General features: G+C 52.5%; 11 protein-coding genes. 7 read left to right on the top strand and 4 right to left on the bottom strand.

Annotated elements, in window-relative coordinates; translation table 11 throughout:
- The first annotated feature begins 67 nt into the window (after positions 1–67).
- From glgB to glgP, 5 genes are all read left to right on the top strand, one after another.
- Positions 68–2,254, top strand: a complete 2,187-nt coding sequence (gene glgB / locus WBL83_RS04725; RefSeq protein WP_424588068.1) for a 1,4-alpha-glucan branching enzyme — start codon at positions 68–70, stop codon at positions 2,252–2,254.
- Complete coding sequence (gene glgX, locus WBL83_RS04720) at positions 2,251–4,233, top strand: glycogen debranching protein GlgX (RefSeq protein WP_424588067.1); 1,983 nt, start codon at positions 2,251–2,253, stop codon at positions 4,231–4,233. Before glgB ends, glgX begins: the two co-directional genes overlap by 4 nt.
- Before the next feature lie 14 nt (positions 4,234–4,247).
- Positions 4,248–5,531 carry a glucose-1-phosphate adenylyltransferase gene (glgC, locus tag WBL83_RS04715; protein ID WP_424588066.1) on the top strand — a complete coding sequence of 428 codons (1,284 nt, stop codon included), beginning with the start codon at positions 4,248–4,250 and terminating at the stop codon, positions 5,529–5,531.
- A 211-nt stretch (positions 5,532–5,742) separates the two neighbouring features.
- A complete protein-coding gene (glgA, locus tag WBL83_RS04710) occupies positions 5,743–7,176 on the top strand; it encodes a glycogen synthase GlgA (protein ID WP_424588065.1) in 1,434 nt (477 codons plus the stop codon).
- A gap of 22 nt (positions 7,177–7,198) precedes the next feature.
- Entirely contained in the window at positions 7,199–9,646 is a 2,448-nt protein-coding gene (glgP, locus tag WBL83_RS04705) for a glycogen phosphorylase (protein ID WP_424588064.1), read from the top strand.
- A 105-nt stretch (positions 9,647–9,751) separates the two neighbouring features.
- Here glgP and WBL83_RS04700 read toward each other — a convergent pair whose 3' ends face one another.
- The 3 genes from WBL83_RS04700 to glpE are packed head-to-tail and all read right to left on the bottom strand — an operon-like array spanning position 9,752 to position 11,751.
- Positions 9,752–10,510: a DeoR/GlpR family transcriptional regulator gene (locus WBL83_RS04700; RefSeq protein WP_424588063.1), complete on the bottom strand. Its 759-nt coding sequence runs from the start codon at positions 10,508–10,510 to the stop codon at positions 9,752–9,754.
- Positions 10,511–10,532: 22 nt separating this feature from the next.
- Positions 10,533–11,363 (bottom strand): rhomboid family intramembrane serine protease GlpG, encoded by an 831-nt coding sequence (gene glpG, locus WBL83_RS04695; RefSeq protein ID WP_424588062.1) that lies wholly within the window; start codon positions 11,361–11,363, stop codon positions 10,533–10,535.
- A 58-nt stretch (positions 11,364–11,421) separates the two neighbouring features.
- A complete protein-coding gene (gene glpE, locus WBL83_RS04690; protein ID WP_424588061.1) occupies positions 11,422–11,751 on the bottom strand; it encodes a thiosulfate sulfurtransferase GlpE in 330 nt (109 codons plus the stop codon).
- 462 nt (positions 11,752–12,213) lie between these two features.
- On the opposite strand from glpE, the gene glpD reads away from it, so the two are divergent.
- Positions 12,214–13,722, top strand: a complete 1,509-nt coding sequence (gene glpD / locus WBL83_RS04685) for a glycerol-3-phosphate dehydrogenase (RefSeq protein WP_424588060.1) — start codon at positions 12,214–12,216, stop codon at positions 13,720–13,722.
- Between the two features lie 142 nt (positions 13,723–13,864).
- Here the strand turns inward: glpD and malT are convergent, their stop codons facing one another.
- Positions 13,865–16,573 carry an HTH-type transcriptional regulator MalT gene (malT, locus tag WBL83_RS04680; RefSeq protein WP_424588059.1) on the bottom strand — a complete coding sequence of 903 codons (2,709 nt, stop codon included), beginning with the start codon at positions 16,571–16,573 and terminating at the stop codon, positions 13,865–13,867.
- Between the two features lie 378 nt (positions 16,574–16,951).
- Here malT and malP point away from each other — a divergent pair, with 378 nt between their 5' ends.
- A complete protein-coding gene (gene malP, locus WBL83_RS04675; RefSeq protein ID WP_424588058.1) occupies positions 16,952–19,354 on the top strand; it encodes a maltodextrin phosphorylase in 2,403 nt (800 codons plus the stop codon).

The following is a 19,354-nucleotide window of genomic DNA, read 5'->3' as shown; positions in this document are numbered from 1 at the left end:
AATGATAATTTTCACCTGAGCGCGTAAGCGTAGCGCCGGGATGAGACAAAAAAACAGGACGATACCCATGTCTGTTCATCCAGAAAAAGACGTGATAAATGCGCTAATTGCGGGTCATTTTGCTGATCCATTTTCCTTGCTGGGAATGCATAAAACAGAAGCCGGGCTGGAAGTTCGTGCCCTGTTGCCTGACGCCACCGAAGTGTGGGTCATCGAACCAAAAACTGGGGGAAAGGTCGGTAAGTTAGAGTGCATCGATTCACGTGGTTTCTTTTGCGGGATTATCCCCCGTCGTAAAAATCTATTCCGTTATCAACTGGCTGTCATGTGGCATGGCCATGAAAATCTTATTGATGATCCGTATCGCTTTGGGCCGTTAATCCAGGATGTGGATAGCTGGTTATTGTCCGAAGGCACGCATTTACGCCCTTACGAAACACTCGGTGCTCACGCCGACACAATGGATGGCGTCACCGGCACACGTTTCTCCGTTTGGGCACCGAACGCCCGCCGAGTCTCTGTCGTTGGGCAGTTTAACTATTGGGATGGTCGTCGCCATCCAATGCGTTTACGCCGCGAAAGCGGGATCTGGGAACTTTTCATTCCCGGTGCTCATCCTGGGCAGTTATACAAATTTGAACTGATTGATATCGAAGGTAATTTGCGCCTGAAGGCTGACCCGTATGCCTTTGAGTCACAAATGCGGCCAGAAACGGCATCGCTTATTTGTGGCTTGCCGGAGAAAACTACGCTCAGCCCTGCACGCCAGCGTGCCAATGGTTTTGATCAGCCGATTTCAATTTATGAAGTGCATCTCGGGTCCTGGCGTCGCCACGCCGACAATAATTTCTGGCTCAGCTACCGCGAACTGGCGGACCAACTGGTGCCGTACGTGAAAGAGATGGGCTTTACCCACCTCGAACTGTTGCCGATTAACGAGCATCCGTTCGATGGCAGCTGGGGTTACCAGCCACAAGGGCTGTATGCACCAACGCGCCGTTTCGGCACGCGTGAAGACTTCCGTTACTTTATTAATGCCGCCCATGCTGCGGGCTTGAACGTGCTGCTCGACTGGGTTCCAGGGCATTTTCCGACGGATGATGCGGGTCTGGCGAAATTCGATGGTACCTCGCTCTATGAACACGGCGACCCGCGTGAAGGCTATCACCAGGACTGGAACACGCTGATTTATAACTATGGACGGCGTGAAGTCAGCAACTATCTGGTGGGCAATGGGCTGTACTGGATTGAGCGTTTCGGTATCGATGGATTACGCGTCGATGCGGTGGCGTCGATGATTTACCGCGATTACAGCCGCCAGCCTGGTGAGTGGATCCCGAACGATAAAGGCGGGCGTGAAAACCTCGAGGCCATCGAATTCCTGCGTAGCACCAATCGCATTATCGGCGAACAGACGCCAGGTGCGGTGACGATGGCGGAAGAGTCGACGGATTTTAATGGTGTCTCGCGTCCTGCGTCGATGGGCGGGCTGGGGTTCTGGTTTAAATGGAACCTGGGCTGGATGCACGACACGCTTGATTACATGAAACTCGATCCGGTTCATCGCCAGTATCATCACGACAAAATGACCTTCGGCATGTTGTACAACAGCACCGAAAACTTCGTTCTGCCTTTGTCGCACGATGAAGTGGTGCACGGTAAAAAATCTATTCTCGACCGCATGCCGGGTGACGCATGGCAAAAATTTGCCAACCTGCGTGCTTACTACGGCTGGATGTGGGCGTTCCCTGGCAAAAAATTGCTGTTTATGGGCAATGAGTTCGCTCAGGGACGGGAATGGAACCACGACAGCAGCCTCGACTGGCACTTGCTGGAAGGGGGCGATAACTGGCACCACGGCGTGAAACGACTGGTGCGCGATTTAAACCGCACCTATCGCCATCATGCCGCGATGCACGAGCTGGATTTCGACAGCTACGGTTTCGAATGGCTGGTGGTTGAAGACAACGTTAACTCGGTCTTTATCTTCGTGCGCCGCGATTCGCAGGGTAATGAAATCATTGTCGCCAGCAACTTTACCCCGGTGCCGCGTCACCACTATCGGTTCGGCATTAACCAACCTGGCCGTTGGCGTGAAGAGCTTAATACTGACTCCATGCATTATCACGGCAGCAATACCGGCAATAGCGGGTCGGTGCACAGTGATGCAATCCCAAGCCATGGGCGCGAGCATTCATTAAGCCTGACGCTGCCACCGCTTTCTACCATCTGGCTGGTACGGGAGGCTGAATGACTCAACTCAGCGCTGGGAATTCCGCGCCGTACGGCTCGTACTACGACGGGAAAGGGGTGAATTTCACTCTGTTTTCCGCCCATGCTCATAAAGTCGAACTGTGCGTGTTCGACGAGCATGGCCACGAGCAACGCTATGATTTACCGGTACGAACCGGCGACATCTGGCACGGGTATTTGCCTAACGCCAGACCTGGTTTGAAGTACGGCTACCGCGTGCATGGGCCGTGGGAACCGCAAAACGGCCACCGATTTAACCCGGCCAAATTGCTGCTCGACCCTTGCGCCCGCGTGGTGGCGGGTGGGGTTGAACATCATCCCCATTTGCATGGCGGTTATGACGAACCGAATCTGGAAGACAGCGCCCCGCATATGGCGAAATGCGTGGTGGTGCAGGATAAGTTTGACTGGGAAGACGATGAACATCCGCGCACTGCGTGGGGCGATACCATAATTTACGAAGCGCATGTTCGCGGTCTGACGCTGCTTCACCCAGGCATTCCCGAAGAATTGCGCGGAACTTACGCCGCACTTGGCCATCCGGTGATGATTAACTACTTCAAACGCTTAGGGATCACGGCGCTTGAGCTATTGCCGGTGGCACATTTTGTTAGCGAGCCGCGCGTTTCACATCTCGGACTGAGCAACTACTGGGGCTATAACCCGCGCTCCATCTATGCCGTCGAAGGTTATTACGCGGTAAATCACGATCCGCTCAATGCCGCCAATGAGTTACGAGGTGCGATTAAAGCGCTACACAGCGCGGGTATTGAGGTGATTCTCGACATTGTGCTCAACCACAGTGCCGAGCTGGATCGCGATGGCCCGACTCTCTCACTAAGCGGAATCGATAACCGTAGCTATTATTGGTTAATGGAGAATGGCGATTACCAAAACTGGACGGGTTGCGGTAATACGTTGAATTTGAGTACCCCAGGGGTGGTCGACCAGGTCGTGGATTGCCTGCGCTACTGGGTGGATAGCCTGCATGTTGACGGTTTCCGTTTTGATTTGGCGTCGATCATGGGGCGTACGCCGGAGTTTCGCCAGGATGCACCGCTTTTTGAAGCCATCAAAAACGATCCGGTGTTGTCGCAAATAAAACTGATTGCTGAACCGTGGGATATTGGCCCGGGCGGTTATCAGGTCGGCAACTATCCGCCGTTATTTGCGGAATGGAATGACCATTTTCGTGATGGCATGCGGCGTTTCTGGCTGCGACAAGATCTATCGTTAGGAGGATTCGCGTGCCGCTTTGCCGGTTCGAGCGATGTGTATCGTCGAGGCGAGCGTAAGCCTTCAACCAGCATCAATTTAATCACGGCGCATGATGGTTTCACGCTGCGTGATTGTGTCAGCTTCAATCAAAAACACAATGAAGCGAACGGCGAAGACAACCGTGATGGCACCAACAATAACTACAGTAATAACTACGGCTTCGAAGGGCTGGAAGCCTCGTTGTATATCAAAGAACGGCGGCGCGACAGTGTTCACGCCTTACTGACATTGTTACTGCTTTCCCAGGGGACGCCGATGCTTTTGGCCGGTGACGAACATGGTCACAGCCAGCACGGTAATAACAACGCTTATTGCCAGGATAACCAACTGACATGGCTTGACTGGGAGCATTGTAACGATGGCTTAACCACATTTACCGCGGCATTGATTCATCTACGCAAGACGATTCCGGCACTTACCCGAAACGTCTGGTGGGAGGACGGTGATGGCAATGTGCGCTGGTGGAATAAAGAGGCTCAGCCTCTGAGTGCTGACGAGTGGGAAAACGGCGTTCATCGCCTGCAAATCCAGCTTTCAGAACGTTGGCTTATTACGATTAACGCTACCGAAGAAGTGGCCGACATCGTACTACCCGAAGGGGAATGGCGCGCCATTCCTCCGTTTGCCGGTGAAGACAACCCGGTGGTGATGGCTGTATGGCATGGTCCGGCGCACGGAGTCTGCGTATTCCAGAAGTCATAAAAAAGGAGTCAGTCATGGTTAGGCTTGATAAGAACGATCCTCTGATGTTGGCAAGACAACTGCCAAATAAATCTGTCGCCCTGATTCTGGCTGGTGGGCGCGGTACCCGATTGAAAGATTTAACCTCAACGCGCGCCAAGCCTGCCGTCCACTTTGGTGGCAAGTTCCGTATTATCGATTTCGCGCTGTCGAATTGCATTAACTCGGGTATTCGCCGTATCGGCGTTATTACCCAATACCAGTCACATACGCTGGTGCAACATATTCAGCGTGGCTGGTCGTTTTTCAGTGAAGAGATGAACGAGTTTGTTGATTTGCTTCCGGCGCAGCAGCGTGTACACGGTGAAAACTGGTATCGCGGTACAGCGGATGCGGTGACGCAAAACCTCGACATTATTCGCCGATACAAAGCGGAGTACGTGGTGATCCTCGCGGGTGACCATATCTATAAGCAAGACTACTCGCGCATGTTGATTGACCACGTCGAAAAAGGCGCGCGCTGTACGGTGGCGTGTATGCCTGTGCCGCTGCATGAAGCCTCGGCGTTTGGTGTGATGGCGGTGGATAACGAAGAAAAGATCATTGAATTTGTTGAAAAACCGGCCAATCCGCCTTCGATGCCAGGTGACGATAGCAAAGCGTTAGCCAGCATGGGGATCTACGTTTTCGACGCCGATTACCTGTACGAACTGCTGGAAGCCGACGACAAAGACGAAAACTCAAGCCACGATTTCGGGAAAGATATCATTCCGTACGTCATGAAATCCGGCTCGGCATTCGCCCATCCATTCCCGCTTTCTTGCGTGCAGTCTGACCCGGATGCCGAGCCATACTGGCGCGATGTCGGGACGCTGGAAGCCTACTGGAAAGCCAACCTCGACCTCGCTTCGGTCACGCCAGAGCTGGATATGTACGACCGGGATTGGCCGATCCGTACTCATATGGAACCGTTGCCTCCGGCGAAATTTGTACAAGACCGCTCCGGCAGCCACGGCATGACGCTGAACTCTTTGGTTTCTGGCGGCTGCATTATTTCGGGTTCCGTGGTGGTTCAGTCGGTGCTGTTCCCGCGTGTGCGCATCAACTCGTTTTGCAACATTGACTCTTCAGTATTGCTACCTGATGTTCAGGTTGGCCGCTCTTGCCGTTTGCGTCGTTGCATTATCGACCGCGCTTGCGTCATTCCTGAAGGCATGGTCGTTGGGGAAAACGCCGAAGAAGATGCACGCCGTTTCTACCGTTCAGAAGAAGGTATTGTGCTTGTAACCCGGGAGATGCTGGCCAAATTGCATGGTTAAAACCCGTTATATTTCAAGTTGCTGGTGCGTTGGCTACGTTTGCTCGCCCGAATCACTTACTTCAGTAAGCTCATCGGGACTCACTCTCTTGCCGCCTTCCTTCAACGCGAATTATTTAGGGTTTGAGGGTATCTGAGGATGGGATTGACCCATGTGTGGCGCGCCTGACATTCATTAAGAGAGCGCCACGATTTTCCATACGGGAGCGATAATGCAGGTTTTACATGTATGTTCTGAAATTTTTCCACTGCTGAAAACAGGTGGTTTGGCGGATGTAATCGGTGCGCTGCCTGCGGCGCAAATCGCAGGCGGTGTAGAAACGCGAGTTTTGCTGCCCGCTTTCCCTGACATTCGTCGTGGCATCGTGGACGCGCAAGTTGTCGCCCATCGCGACACCTTCGCGGGTCATATGACTTTGTTATATGGCCACTTCAACGGCGTGGGGATTTACCTCATTGACGCACCACATTTGTACGATCGCCCGGGTAGCCCGTATCACGATACCAATCAGTTCGCGTACACCGATAACGTGCACCGTTTTGCCCTTTTAGGATGGGTGGGTGCGGAGATGGCATGTGGCCTGGATCCCTTCTGGCATCCGGATATTGTGCATGCACATGACTGGCACGCGGGCCTGGTGCCAGCCTATCTGGAAGCGCGTGGTCGTCCGGCAAAGTCGGTCTTTACCGTGCACAACCTGGCGTACCAGGGGCTGTTTTTCGCGCATCATATGCATGAAATTGACCTGCCATGGTCGTTCTATGACATAAACGGTCTGGAGTTTAATGGTCAAATTTCGTACTTGAAAGCCGGTCTTTATTATGCTGATCATATTACGGCAGTCAGCCCGACTTATGCCCGAGAGATAACCGAACCGCAATTTGCCTATGGCATGGAAGGGCTTTTACGTCAGCGTCACCGCGAGGGGCGATTGTCCGGCATCCTCAACGGGGTGGACGAAAAAATTTGGGATCCGGCACATGACTTACTTCTGGCTTCGCGTTACACCCGCGACACGCTGGAAGAAAAGGCGGAGAACAAGCGTCAGTTGCAAGTAGCGATGGGGCTGAAGGTTAACGACAAAGCGCCGCTGTTTGCAGTGGTGAGCCGTTTGACCAGCCAGAAAGGTTTGGATTTGGTGCTGGAGGCGTTGCCGGGTTTACTCGAGCAAGGCGGGCAACTGGCGTTGCTGGGGGCAGGTGACTCGGTGATGCAGGAAGGTTTCCTTGCGGCGGCGGCGGAGCATCCGGGGCAAGTTGGGGTTCAAATCGGTTATCACGAAGCATTCTCGCACCGGATTATGGGCGGGGCTGATGTGATACTGGTGCCAAGCCGTTTTGAACCTTGTGGTCTGACACAACTGTATGGTCTCAAATATGGCACTTTGCCGCTGGTGCGGCGCACGGGTGGGCTTGCCGATACGGTTTCGGATAGCTCACTGGAAAACCTGGCTGACGGTATCGCCAGTGGATTTGTGTTTGAAGACAGTAATGCCTGGTCGCTGTTAAGAGCGATTAGGCGTGCCTTCGTGTTGTGGTCCCGCCCGTCGTTGTGGAGATTTGTGCAACGTCAGGCGATGGGCATGGATTTTAGCTGGCAGGTGGCGGCGCATTCCTACCGCGATCTGTACCAACGTTTGCTGTAGCCATCCACCAGGAATCACTGATATGAACGCACCCTTTTCTTATGCGTCACCCACGTTGAGTATTGAGGCTTTAAAGCACTCAATCGCCTATAAGTTGATGTTTACGGTAGGGAAGGACCCCGCCATTGCCAACAAACATGAGTGGCTGAACGCCACATTATTTGCCGTTCGTGATCGCCTGGTTGAGCGTTGGTTGCGCTCTAACCGCGCTCAGCTTTCCCAGGAAGTTCGTCAGGTTTACTATCTGTCGATGGAGTTTCTGATTGGCCGCACACTCTCTAACGCACTGCTTTCGTTAGGCATTTATGAAGATGTCAAAAACGCATTGGAAGAGATGGGGCTGGATCTTGAAGAGTTGATTGACGAAGAGAACGACCCCGGCCTCGGTAATGGCGGGCTCGGTCGTCTCGCCGCCTGTTTTCTCGATTCATTAGCGACACTGGGTTTGCCTGGCCGTGGTTACGGTATTCGTTACGACTACGGCATGTTTAAGCAAAATATTGTTGATGGTCGCCAGAAAGAGTCCCCCGACTACTGGCTCGAATACGGCAACCCGTGGGAGTTCAAACGCCACAACACGCGCTACAAAGTTCGATTTGGTGGGCGTGTGCAAATGGAAGCTAAAAAATTCCGTTGGGTAGAAACCGAAGAGATTTTGGCGGTAGCGTATGACCAGATAATCCCGGGCTACGATACCGATGCCACTAACACACTGCGCTTGTGGAATGCCCAGGCGAGTAGCGAAATTAACCTCGGTAAATTTAACCAGGGCGACTATTTCGCGGCAGTAGAAGACAAGAACCATTCAGAAAACGTTTCGCGGGTACTTTATCCGGATGACTCGACCTATTCAGGCCGTGAGCTGCGTTTGCGTCAGGAGTATTTCCTTGTCTCCTCGACCGTGCAGGATATTCTGAGTCGCCATTACCAACTGCATAAAACCTATGACAATCTGGCGGATAAAATCGCCATCCACCTTAATGACACGCACCCGGTGTTAGCGATTCCTGAGCTGATGCGCTTGCTCATCGATGAGCATAAGTTTACCTGGGAAGATGCATTTGAAGTTTGCTGCCAGGCCTTCTCGTATACCAACCACACTTTGATGAGTGAAGCGCTGGAAACCTGGCCGGTGGACATGTTAGGCAAAATTCTGCCGCGTCATTTGCAGATAATCTTTGAGATTAACGACTACTTCCTGAAAACCTTGCAAGAACAGCACCCGAACGATACCGGCTTGTTGGGGCGCGCATCGATTATTGATGAATCGAATGGACGAAAAGTTCGCATGGCGTGGCTTGCGGTCGTGGTCAGCCATAAGGTAAATGGCGTTTCTGAGCTGCACTCGAACCTGATGGTGCAATCATTGTTCGCTGATTTTGCCGCTATCTTCCCGATGCGTTTTTGCAACAAAACCAACGGTGTGACTCCGCGCCGCTGGCTGGCGCTGGCAAACCCGCCGCTTTCAGAAGTGCTGGATGAAAATATTGGTCGCACCTGGCGCACCGATCTCAGCCAGTTGAACGACCTGAAACAGCATATTGATTACCCGACGGTGAATCAGGATGTGCGTAAGGCGAAGCTTGCTAACAAGAAGCGCCTGGCAAGTTACATCGGCCAGCATCTGAATGTGGTGGTGAACCCGAATGCGTTGTTTGATGTACAAATTAAACGTATTCACGAGTACAAACGCCAGTTGATGAATGTGCTGCATGTGATTACGCGCTACAACCGCATTAAGGCCGATCCTACAGCTGACTGGGTACCGCGCGTGAATATCTTCGCCGGTAAAGCGGCGTCCGCGTATTACATGGCGAAACACATCATTCATCTCATCAATGATGTGGCGGCGGTGATCAACAACGATCCGGTGGTGAAAGATCGTCTGAAAGTGGTGTTCATCCCGAACTACAGCGTCAGTCTTGCGCAGATCATTATCCCGGCAGCTGATCTCTCTGAGCAAATTTCATTAGCGGGAACCGAGGCATCTGGCACCAGTAACATGAAGTTTGGTCTTAACGGCGCGCTGACCATCGGCACGCTCGACGGGGCAAACGTAGAAATGCTGGAGCACGTTGGGGCAGATAATATCTTCATCTTTGGTAATACGGCGGACGAGGTCGAAGCGCTGCGGCGTAAAGGCTATAAGCCACGTGAATACTATGAAGGTGATGAGGAACTGCACCAGGTGCTGACGCAAATTGGTACCGGGACGTTCAGCCCCGGCGAGCCAACGCGTTACCGCGACCTGCTGGATTCATTGATTAACTTTGGTGACCACTATCAGGTGCTGGCAGATTACCGCAGTTATGTGGACTGTCAGGATAGGGTAGATGAGCTGTATCGCCAGCCAGAAGAGTGGACGATTCGCACCATGCACAATATTGCCAACATGGGTTATTTCTCGTCAGACAGGACGATTCAGGAATACGCCGATGAGATTTGGCATATTAAGCCGGTGAGATTGTAAGGCGACGGGGCGGATAAACAGTGGCGGTTGACGCTGCGCTTATCCGCCCTACCGCTCTGAACGTAGGGTGGATAAGCCAAAGGCGTCATCCGCCGCAAAACAATCTCAGCACAACTCCAGTTGAACATTATTCTCGGCAATCACCTGCATCACGCCTGCTGGCGGAATGATATCGGTATAGACCGCGTCCACCAGCGCAATGCTGCCAAGATTCACCATCGCATTGCGACCAAATTTTGAGTGATCGACAACCAGCATCACACAGCGTGAGTTCTCAATAATCGCGCGCTTGGTGCGGACTTCATGGTAATCAAACTCCAGCAATGAGCCATCGCCGTCGATGCCGCTAATCCCCAGAATGCCGAAATCCAGCCTGAACTGAGAGATAAAATCGAGCGTCGCCTCGCCGATAATGCCGCCGTCACGGCTGCGCAACTCGCCACCCGCCAGAATAATGCGGAAATCCTCTTTCACCTTGAGCGTATTGGCCACGTTCAGGTTATTGGTCACGACTCGCAAATTACTGTGATTAAGCAGCGCATGAGCCACCGCTTCCGGAGTGGTGCCGATATCAATAAACAGCGTGGCACCGTTCGGGATCTGACTGGCAACTTTCTGCGCGATGCGCTCTTTTTCTGCCGTTTGCGTCGCTTTGCGATCGTGCCACGGCGTATTTACCGAACTCGACGGTAATGCAGCGCCACCGTGATGGCGCATGATCAGGTTCTGTTCTGCCAGATCGTTCAGATCGCGACGAATCGTTTGTGGGCTAACAGCAAACTCTTCGACCAACTCTTCGGTGCTGACATAACCCTGTTTTTTAACCAGTTCGACAATCGCATCATGACGTTGTGTTTGCTTCACGCTGTTTTATTCTCCTGAAATGCTATGTTCGTTTTCGCGCATGCAAAGTATCAACCAGCGCCATTGCAAGACCCACAACCAGGCCGGTAATGTGAGCGGCATTGGCGATCGACATTCCTAAGACATCGAAAAATCCTATCACAATCCACAGAACCGCAAAGGCTAAAAGACCGCGCTGCATATAGATGCCGCTCTCCGGGTCACGTTCGCCACGCAGCCAGACATAACCCATTAAAGCGTAAACCACGCCCGATAAACCACCGAAAAGTGGGCCACCGAATTTGGCCTGCACGAAGCCGCTTAGTAAGGCTGAAACCAGCGTCAGGGTGATTAGTTTTCCGCTGCCGAGGCGCTTTTCTAATGGGCCGCCGAGATACCACCACCACAGCAAGTTGAAAGCGATATGCATAATTGAGAAGTGCATCAGCGCGTGGCTGAAATAGCGCCACAGTTCATAGTGCAGGCTGTCTTTATACGGCCAGGCTAACCACACCATCACGGCGCGGTCACCCATGACTTGCATCATTAAAAACACCAGCACGCAGGCGGCCATGATAACCATGGTGAAGGGGCCCGCTTTTTGCCGAATCGTCGCGAGGAAAGGGTAACGCTGGTAATGCAAACCACTGCCGGTTTGACCTGTATTCCAGCTGGCAGCCAGATAACGTGGGTCAGCAGGATTGGCAAGGAATTGCTCAAGCTCGGCTCGAACACGCGATTCGTGGCTGTCGTTTGCCAGCCAGACATCACTTTGCTCGTGTTGTTGAATCGCGAGGATAATGCCCTGCGTCGCCATATAGTCGACAAATGCCTGCGCGACTCGCGGGTTGGCAAACGAGGTAATCATGATCATAAGGTTTTAACCAATTCCAACGAGATAAAAGGAAGCAGTATACCTGTTACAAACCGATTTAAGACGCCCCGTGTGCCACTTCAGCCGGGAAATGGCGATGCCAGGCGTCAAATCCGCCATCGACGCTATAAACCTGGTCGTAACCCTGTTGCAGCAGATACTGCGCGGCACCTTTGCTGCTGTTGCCGTGATAGCACATTACCATCACCGGTGTTTCAAAATCGGTTTCCTGCATAAACGCCACCAGACGATCGTTGGTCAGATGGAATGCGCCAGGTGTATGGCCCATCGCAAAGCTCTGCGGGTCGCGGATATCAACTAATACTGCGGTTTTCTGTTGCAACTTCTGGTGTGCTTCTTCCACACCAATACACTCAAAAGTTTCCATGGATTTACTCGTCACTTTATTCAATCGGCTTGCGCCATATTAAGGGAATCATCCCTATGGCCGCTGATATACCCGTCACCCTTCAAGTTGCAGGGTTGTTGGCTGCCCTCATTCACCCGACAAATCTGCCGGGAGCAGATTTGAACGCTGTGAGCTGCGTCCCGAAGGGGTGAGGCCCAGGGATGGGCCGAATAATCACTTACTTCAGTAAGCTCATCGGGATTAATGAGAGACTCCTGTCTCTCACCGAAGGCCAGCCTTTGGCTGGTCAAATTCGTTCCCGACGAATTTGTCATTCGTTTGCCGCCTACCTGCATCTTGAAGTAGCTCGAGTATATTAACGTCATTATGTTATCCATATCACGCAGAAATGTTTTTTTTTCGTTACAAAGCGCGCGTGGACTTGCTAGTATGAGCGATAACGAACATATTTGAACTTTAACGAAAGCGCGTGAGGGTGACATGGAAACTAAAGATCTGATTGTGATTGGCGGAGGAATAAATGGGGCAGGTATCGCCGCTGACGCCGCAGGCCGTGGTTTATCCGTGTTGATGCTTGAAGCTCAGGATCTGGCGAGTGCGACATCTTCTAACAGCTCGAAATTGATCCACGGTGGCTTGCGCTACCTTGAGCATTACGAGTTTCGCCTGGTGAGTGAAGCATTAGCCGAGCGTGAAGTGCTGCTGAACATGGCTCCCCACATTGCTTTCCCGATGCGTTTTCGTCTGCCACACCGTCCGCATCTGCGCCCGGCATGGATGATTCGTATCGGTCTGTTTATGTACGACCATCTCGGTAAACGCACCAGTTTGCCTGCGTCCACCGGTTTGCGTTTTGGCGCGGACTCGGTTCTCAAATCTACTATCGTGCGCGGTTTCGAATATTCCGACTGTTGGGTCGACGATGCGCGCCTGGTTTTAGCGAACGCGCAAATGGTGACGCGTGAAGGTGGCGAGGTGAAAACCCGCACGCGCGCCACGCGCGCCTGGCGTGAAAACGGCTTCTGGATTGTCGAAGCACAAGATAGTGACACCGGCGAAACGTTCAGCTGGCGTGCTCGTGGCCTTGTGAATGCCACTGGCCCATGGGTGAAAAACTTCTTTGACGACGGCCTGGAATTGCCTTCGCCATACGGTATCCGACTGATCAAAGGTAGCCACATTGTGGTGCCGCGCGTACACAATCAGAAGCAAGCTTACATTCTGCAGAACGAAGATAAACGCATCGTGTTTGTCATTCCGTGGATGGATGAGTTCTCCATTATTGGTACCACCGATGTGGAATATAAGGGCGACCCAAAAGATGTCCACATCGATGAAAATGAAATTAACTACCTGCTGGATGCTTACAACGCACACTTTAAAAAGACGCTGAGCCGCGATGATATCGTCTGGACTTACTCAGGTGTGCGTCCGTTGTGTGATGATGAGTCCGATTCCCCGCAGGCTATTACCCGCGATTACACGCTCGATATTCATGATGAGCAGGGCAAGGCTCCGCTGCTGTCCGTGTTTGGTGGCAAACTCACGACTTACCGTAAGCTCTCCGAACACGCCCTGGAGAAACTGAAAGGCTACTACCCGAAAATGGGTCCCGCCTGGACCAAAGATTGCACCTTGCCTGGTGGCGACATTAAGGGCGATCGCGATGATTACGCCGCGCAACTGCGCCGCCGCTACACCTTCCTGAGCGAAAGCCTGGCGCGTCGTTTCTCACGCACTTACGGCAGCAACAGCGATTTGATTCTGGCAGGCGCGACCAGCGTCAGTGATTTGGGCGAAGACTTCGGCCATGAGCTTTACGAAGCAGAACTGCGCTACCTGGTGGAGCATGAGTGGGTACGCGGTGTTGATGATGCCATCTGGCGTCGTACCAAATTAGGCATGTGGCTGAATGAAGAACAGCAGGCGCGGGTGGCGCAGTGGTTGGTAAAGCGGGGCACTAAGGCGAAGTTATCGCTGGCATCATGATGTAAATGGTGGATGACGCTCGCGCTTATCCACCCTACAGCACCTTTCCCGTAGGGGGCTGACGCTCGCGCTTATCCACTCTACACACCTTTCCCGTAGGGCGGATAAGCGTAAGCGCCATCCGCCAGTTTTTTTCCAGCAACTAAACCCCGTAACCCATCATCTTCAGCAATTTTTGCGCATGCTGCACCGCATCCTGGCGATGTGCGACACCCAACTTCTGATACAAATTTCGAATGTGCGTTTTAATCGTGGTAGCCGCAACATCCAGCTCACCGGCGATTTGCTCATTGCTGTAACCGGAATAAATCAGCCCCAACACCTGCCACTCGCGTTGCGTCAGCGGACTGGTGCGAATTAATTCCGGCACCTCAGGATGTGTCAATAAACGGTTCACAAAGTTCTCATCGAAATGGGCGAACTTATGACGATGATGCTGGTTAATCTCACGCAGAATGCGCTGTGCACGATGCTGGTCCAGTTCCGGAAGCGTATTGAGTTGAATCAGCTGGCGTAACTGTTGCGCCATGGCTTCTCCCTCAATCACAAAGTGGCTGATAAACCCGGTGCGGTTAGCCAGCGCCAGTGCTTCCAACAGCACGCGTTGAGCATCACTCTTGCGACCGGCCTGCCAGTAAAGCTGATTTAGCAGCAGCAGGTTGCGGTTGAGATCGCTCATTAATCGCAGGCTGCGGGCATTTTCGTTTAACTCTTCCAGCACCATTTCAGCCGGCTCAAAATCGCTCAGCAAAATCTGCGCTCGCGCGATGTTACGCCACTGGCTTTGCAGGAAATGGTTATTGGCAAATTCAGGTTTCGGCGTCAGACGTAGCCAGTTGGCGGCGGATTGTTTATCACCGGTCATTTGCCAGTAAATCACCCGCACTTTGTCAGCGTTGGACACCCAGTCACTGTGGAATGCACCATTGCCCAGCAAATTTTCCAGACGGTTGAGGTGATTACGGGCGTTATCCAGATCACCTCGCGCCAGAGAACATTGCACTAATAATGCAAGGCACTGTAATTGCTGTTGTGGTTGATAGCCGGAAAGTACGTCCAGACCCATGCGCGTTGTGGCTTCGGCTTCATCTAGGCGCGACCACGCCCACAGCAATTGCGCACGAATACGCAGTAAAAATTCGTGCAGCGGGAGTTGCTCAAGGTGCTGCTCTTCAATCAGCGTAAAGGCCTTTTGCTGCGCTTCCCAGGCTGACTGGAGGAAACCCTGCGCCAGCAAAATTTCGCTCTGTTGGCATAAGCCCCACAGCGCGTAGTGCCACATGTCATGGCGGCGCGCCATCTGTTCGGTTTGTTGCATCACGGACAACGATTTAGTGAGATCACCTTTGCAGTGCAGCACTTCGCCATGCACGGACGTCGCAACAATACGGCTGTAAAAACTGGCGAGCGGCAACGTGTCGAGTGCGATCATCGCCAGCCGTTCTGCTTCTTCCGGGTTGCCATCGTTAATCGCAACCTGGGCGCGTAACGCATTAAATTCGCCGTGCATCGTTTCGTCCATCACGACATTCATTTCTTGCTCAGCACGTGCCAGCAGCGTGTTCACTTCGCTGTAGCGATGCTGGCTTTGCATCAGCCAGGCTTGCAGCAATACCAGTTTCGGATTTTCCAGCAAGCTTTCCCATGGCAGCGCTTTCAATGACTCTTCCAGCAACGCTAATTCGCTGTGATTAAACAGTGCCCAGGCGTGGTTGAGCAGGATATCACGCAGCAGGGTTGAGTCGCCTGCGGCCAAAGCGTGGTGAATCGCTTCGCTCGGGAAGCCCTGTGCCATCCAGCTTTCTGCTGCCGCACGATGGATTTCCGGAAGTTCGGTCGCCAGTTCCCACTGGCAACGCTGGCGTAAGAAATTGCCAAACAGCGGATGAAAACGGAACCATTCGCCGCTGTCATCCATGCGCTGAATGAATAGACCCTGGCGTTCAGTCTCTTCAAGGCGCATCTGGCCATTCTCTTCGCCCGTGACACGCACAATTAGCGCATCGTTCATGGAACGCAGAATCGAGCTACGCAGCAGGAAGTTACGGGTTTGTGCATCGACATTATCCAGCACTTCATCGGCCAGATAGTCAGAGAGATGGCTGGCGTTGATGCCTGAAAGACGGCGTGCTGAATGGTGCGCTGAAGAGTTACTGTTCTGGCGTGCGGAGAGCGCGATTAATTGCAGCGCCGTCGCCCAACCAGCGACATCATCACACAGGCTGTTGATCTCGGTATTTTCGAGAGGGGAATTGAGCCGATGATCGAAAAACTGTTTCGCTTCAAGGTGCGTGAAAGCGAGTTGTTGACTGCCGATTTCCAGCAGCTGATCGCGCACGCGTAAATTGGCGATTCCCAACTGCGGCAAATTACGCGACAGCACCAGCAGCGTCAGGTTTTCCGGCTGATGGCGAATGAAGAAGCGCATCGCTTCATGAATCACAGGGTTGGTAATGAGATGGTAATCATCAATGACCAAAAACAGCGGACGATGCCACTCCACCATTTCGATAAAAAGTTGGGCGAACAGGGCGGTTAAGCTTGAGTACTGGCGTTTTTGCGCCATCACTTCGCTGGTCACGCAATGGCCTGAAGTCGCTTGTTGAATGGCCGCTATCAAATAGCTGGCGAAACGTTCGTGCTGGTTATCACCCTCATCAAGGGAGTACCAACCTAATTCATTTTTCCCCGCAGCCCACTGAGAAACCAGCGTCGTTTTTCCATAACCTGCCGGACTGGTTACCAGCGCCACTCGATAATTACTGGCTGTTGATAATTTCATCAACAGACGGTCGCGGACCACTGTATTTTCCAGACGTACTGGACGACTTAATTTCGAGGGGATCAGCATGGTCTACCACTTCACTGTGTAAAAGAAATATGTGCGAATATGATTTTTTTTACGCTTCGTAATTAATACTTACTACAAAGTCGACCAGTTTGCGGGTTATTGCAAGATTGTTGAGGTTTTGAGGCGTTGTAAGTTGCTGCGGGTCACAAATCTATTGATTAGATGAATTCATTTATCCAGTGTTAGCTGCCGATGTGAAAACTCAGTGCTGGTGGGCGTTTCCGGTAATAGCGCCTAACTTTAAGTGGCGGCGATCACATTTTTAGCTACTCCCCGTTACTCCTCCCTCCCTAATCCCCCTCAGGAGGAGGAATTACCCCAGGCCACCCTGCACACTAGCGGGTAATGAAATTAGAACATCACAGGACCCGAGCCCCTATGTCACAGACGACCTTCAATAAAGCACAATTTCTGGCTGCACTGACACGTCAGTGGCAGCGTTATGGACTTCATTCTGCTGCTGAAATGAACAACCAACAATGGTGGCATGCTGTCAGCGGCGCGCTTGCAGAATTGCTGGCCGCCCAGCCAGTGGCTAAACCTGAAAAAAATCAGCGCCACGTAAACTACATCTCCATGGAGTTTTTAATTGGTCGCCTGACGGGCAACAATTTGCTGAACCTCGGCTGGTATCAGGAGGTGGCGGATGAACTGAAAGCGTTCGATATCGACCTGAGCGACTTGCTGGAGGCGGAGACCGATCCTGCGCTGGGGAATGGCGGGTTAGGGCGTCTTGCAGCGTGTTTCCTCGACTCCATGGCGACCGTCGGCCAGTCGGCGATAGGTTACGGCCTGAATTACCAGTACGGCTTGTTCCGCCAGTCCTTCAAAGATGGGCAGCAGATGGAAGCGCCTGACGACTGGCATCGTGGCAGTTATCCGTGGTTCCAGCACAACTCGGCACTCGACGTACAAGTGGGTGTCGGTGGTAAAGTCGTTAAAGACGGTAAGACGATTCGCTGGGAGCCGGCGTTTGTCTTCCATGGCGAAGCCTGGGATTTACCGGTTGTTGGCTACCGCAACGGCGTTTCGCAACCGCTGCGTTTATGGCAGGCAAAACACGCTCATCCCTTTGATTTAACCAAATTCAACGACGGCGACTTCCTGAAAGCAGAGCAACAGGGAATCGACGCCGAAAAACTGACAAAAGTGCTGTATCCGAACGACAACCACCTGAACGGCAAGAAACTGCGTTTGATGCAGCAGTATTTCCAGTGCGCGTGTTCGGTTGGCGATATTTTACGTCGTCACCATCTGGCGGGCCGTAAGCTTCAGGAACTGGCGGATTACGAAGTCATTCAGCTGAACGACACCCATCCGACTATCGCTATTCCTGAACTGTTACGCGTGCTTATCGACGAGCACCAGATGAGCTGGGATGACGCCTGGGCTATCACCAGTAAAACCTTCGCATACACCAACCACACTTTGATGCCTGAAGCGCTGGAGTGCTGGGATGAGAAACTGGTGAAAGCGCTGCTGCCGCGCCATATGCAGATTATCAATGAAATCAACGATCGCTTTAAAAAGCTGGTGACGAAAACCTGGCCGGGCGACGAAGCGGTATGGGCAAAACTGGCAGTGGTTTACGACAAGCAAGTTCGTATGGCGAACATGTGTGTGGTGAGTGGTTTTGCGGTGAACGGGGTTGCAGCATTGCACTCGGATTTGGTCGTCAAAGACCTGTTCCCGGAATATCACCAGCTGTGGCCGAACAAGTTCCATAACGTCACCAACGGGATTACGCCACGTCGCTGGATCAAACAGTGCAACCCGTCACTTGCGGCATTGCTCGATAAAAAGCTCAAGAAAGAGTGGGCAAACAATCTTGATGTGCTCGAAGGTCTGGAAAAATATGCTGATGATGCGAAATTCCGCAAGGAATACCGCGACATCAAATATCAGAACAAAGTGAAACTGGCAGCTTTCGTCAAAGTTCGCACTGGCATTGTCATTAGCCCGGATGCGTTGTTTGACGTGCAAATCAAACGCCTGCACGAGTACAAACGTCAGCACCTGAACCTGCTGCACATTTTGGCGCAGTACAAAGAAATCCGTGAAAACCCGACGGCAGACCGTGTGCCACGCGTGTATCTGTTTGGTGCGAAAGCGGCGCCGGGTTACTACCTCGCCAAAAACATCATCTTCGCGATTAACAAAGTGGCACACGCCATCAATAACGATCCGGTGGTTGGCGACAAGTTGAAAGTGGTCTTCCTGCCGGATTACTGTGTCTCGGCGGCAGAAGTGATGATCCCGGCGGCGGATATTTCCGAGCAAATCTCTACCGCAGGCAAAGAAGCCTCCGGTACCGGCAACATGAAACTGGCGCTTAACGGGGCACTGACTGTCGGCACGCTCGATGGGGCGAACGTCGAAATCGCTGAGAAGGTCGGTGAGGAAAACATCTTTATCTTCGGTCATACCGTGGAAGAAGTGAAAGCGCTGAAAGCCAAAGGCTATGATCCGGTGAAATGGCGTAAGAAAGACAAAGTGCTTGATGCGGTGCTCAAAGAGCTGGAGAAGGGCGTTTATAGCGATGGCGACAAACATGCCTTCGACCAGATGCTGCACAGCATTGGCAAACAAGGCGGCGATCCGTATTTAGTGATGGCCGATTTCACAGCGTACGCGGAAGCACAAAAACTCGCAGATGCCCTGTATCTTGACCAGGATGCCTGGACGCGCGCCGCCATTCTTAACACGGCACGTTGCGGTATGTTCAGCTCTGACCGCTCTATCCGTGATTATCAGCAACGTATCTGGCAGGCAAAACGCTAA

Origin of the sequence: Buttiauxella sp. (assembly GCF_049686335.1) — a bacterium.
Lineage (GTDB): Bacteria > Pseudomonadota > Gammaproteobacteria > Enterobacterales > Enterobacteriaceae > Buttiauxella.
The sequence above is the reverse complement of the archived record's forward strand: the minus strand, read 5'-3'. Positions and strand labels throughout refer to the sequence as shown.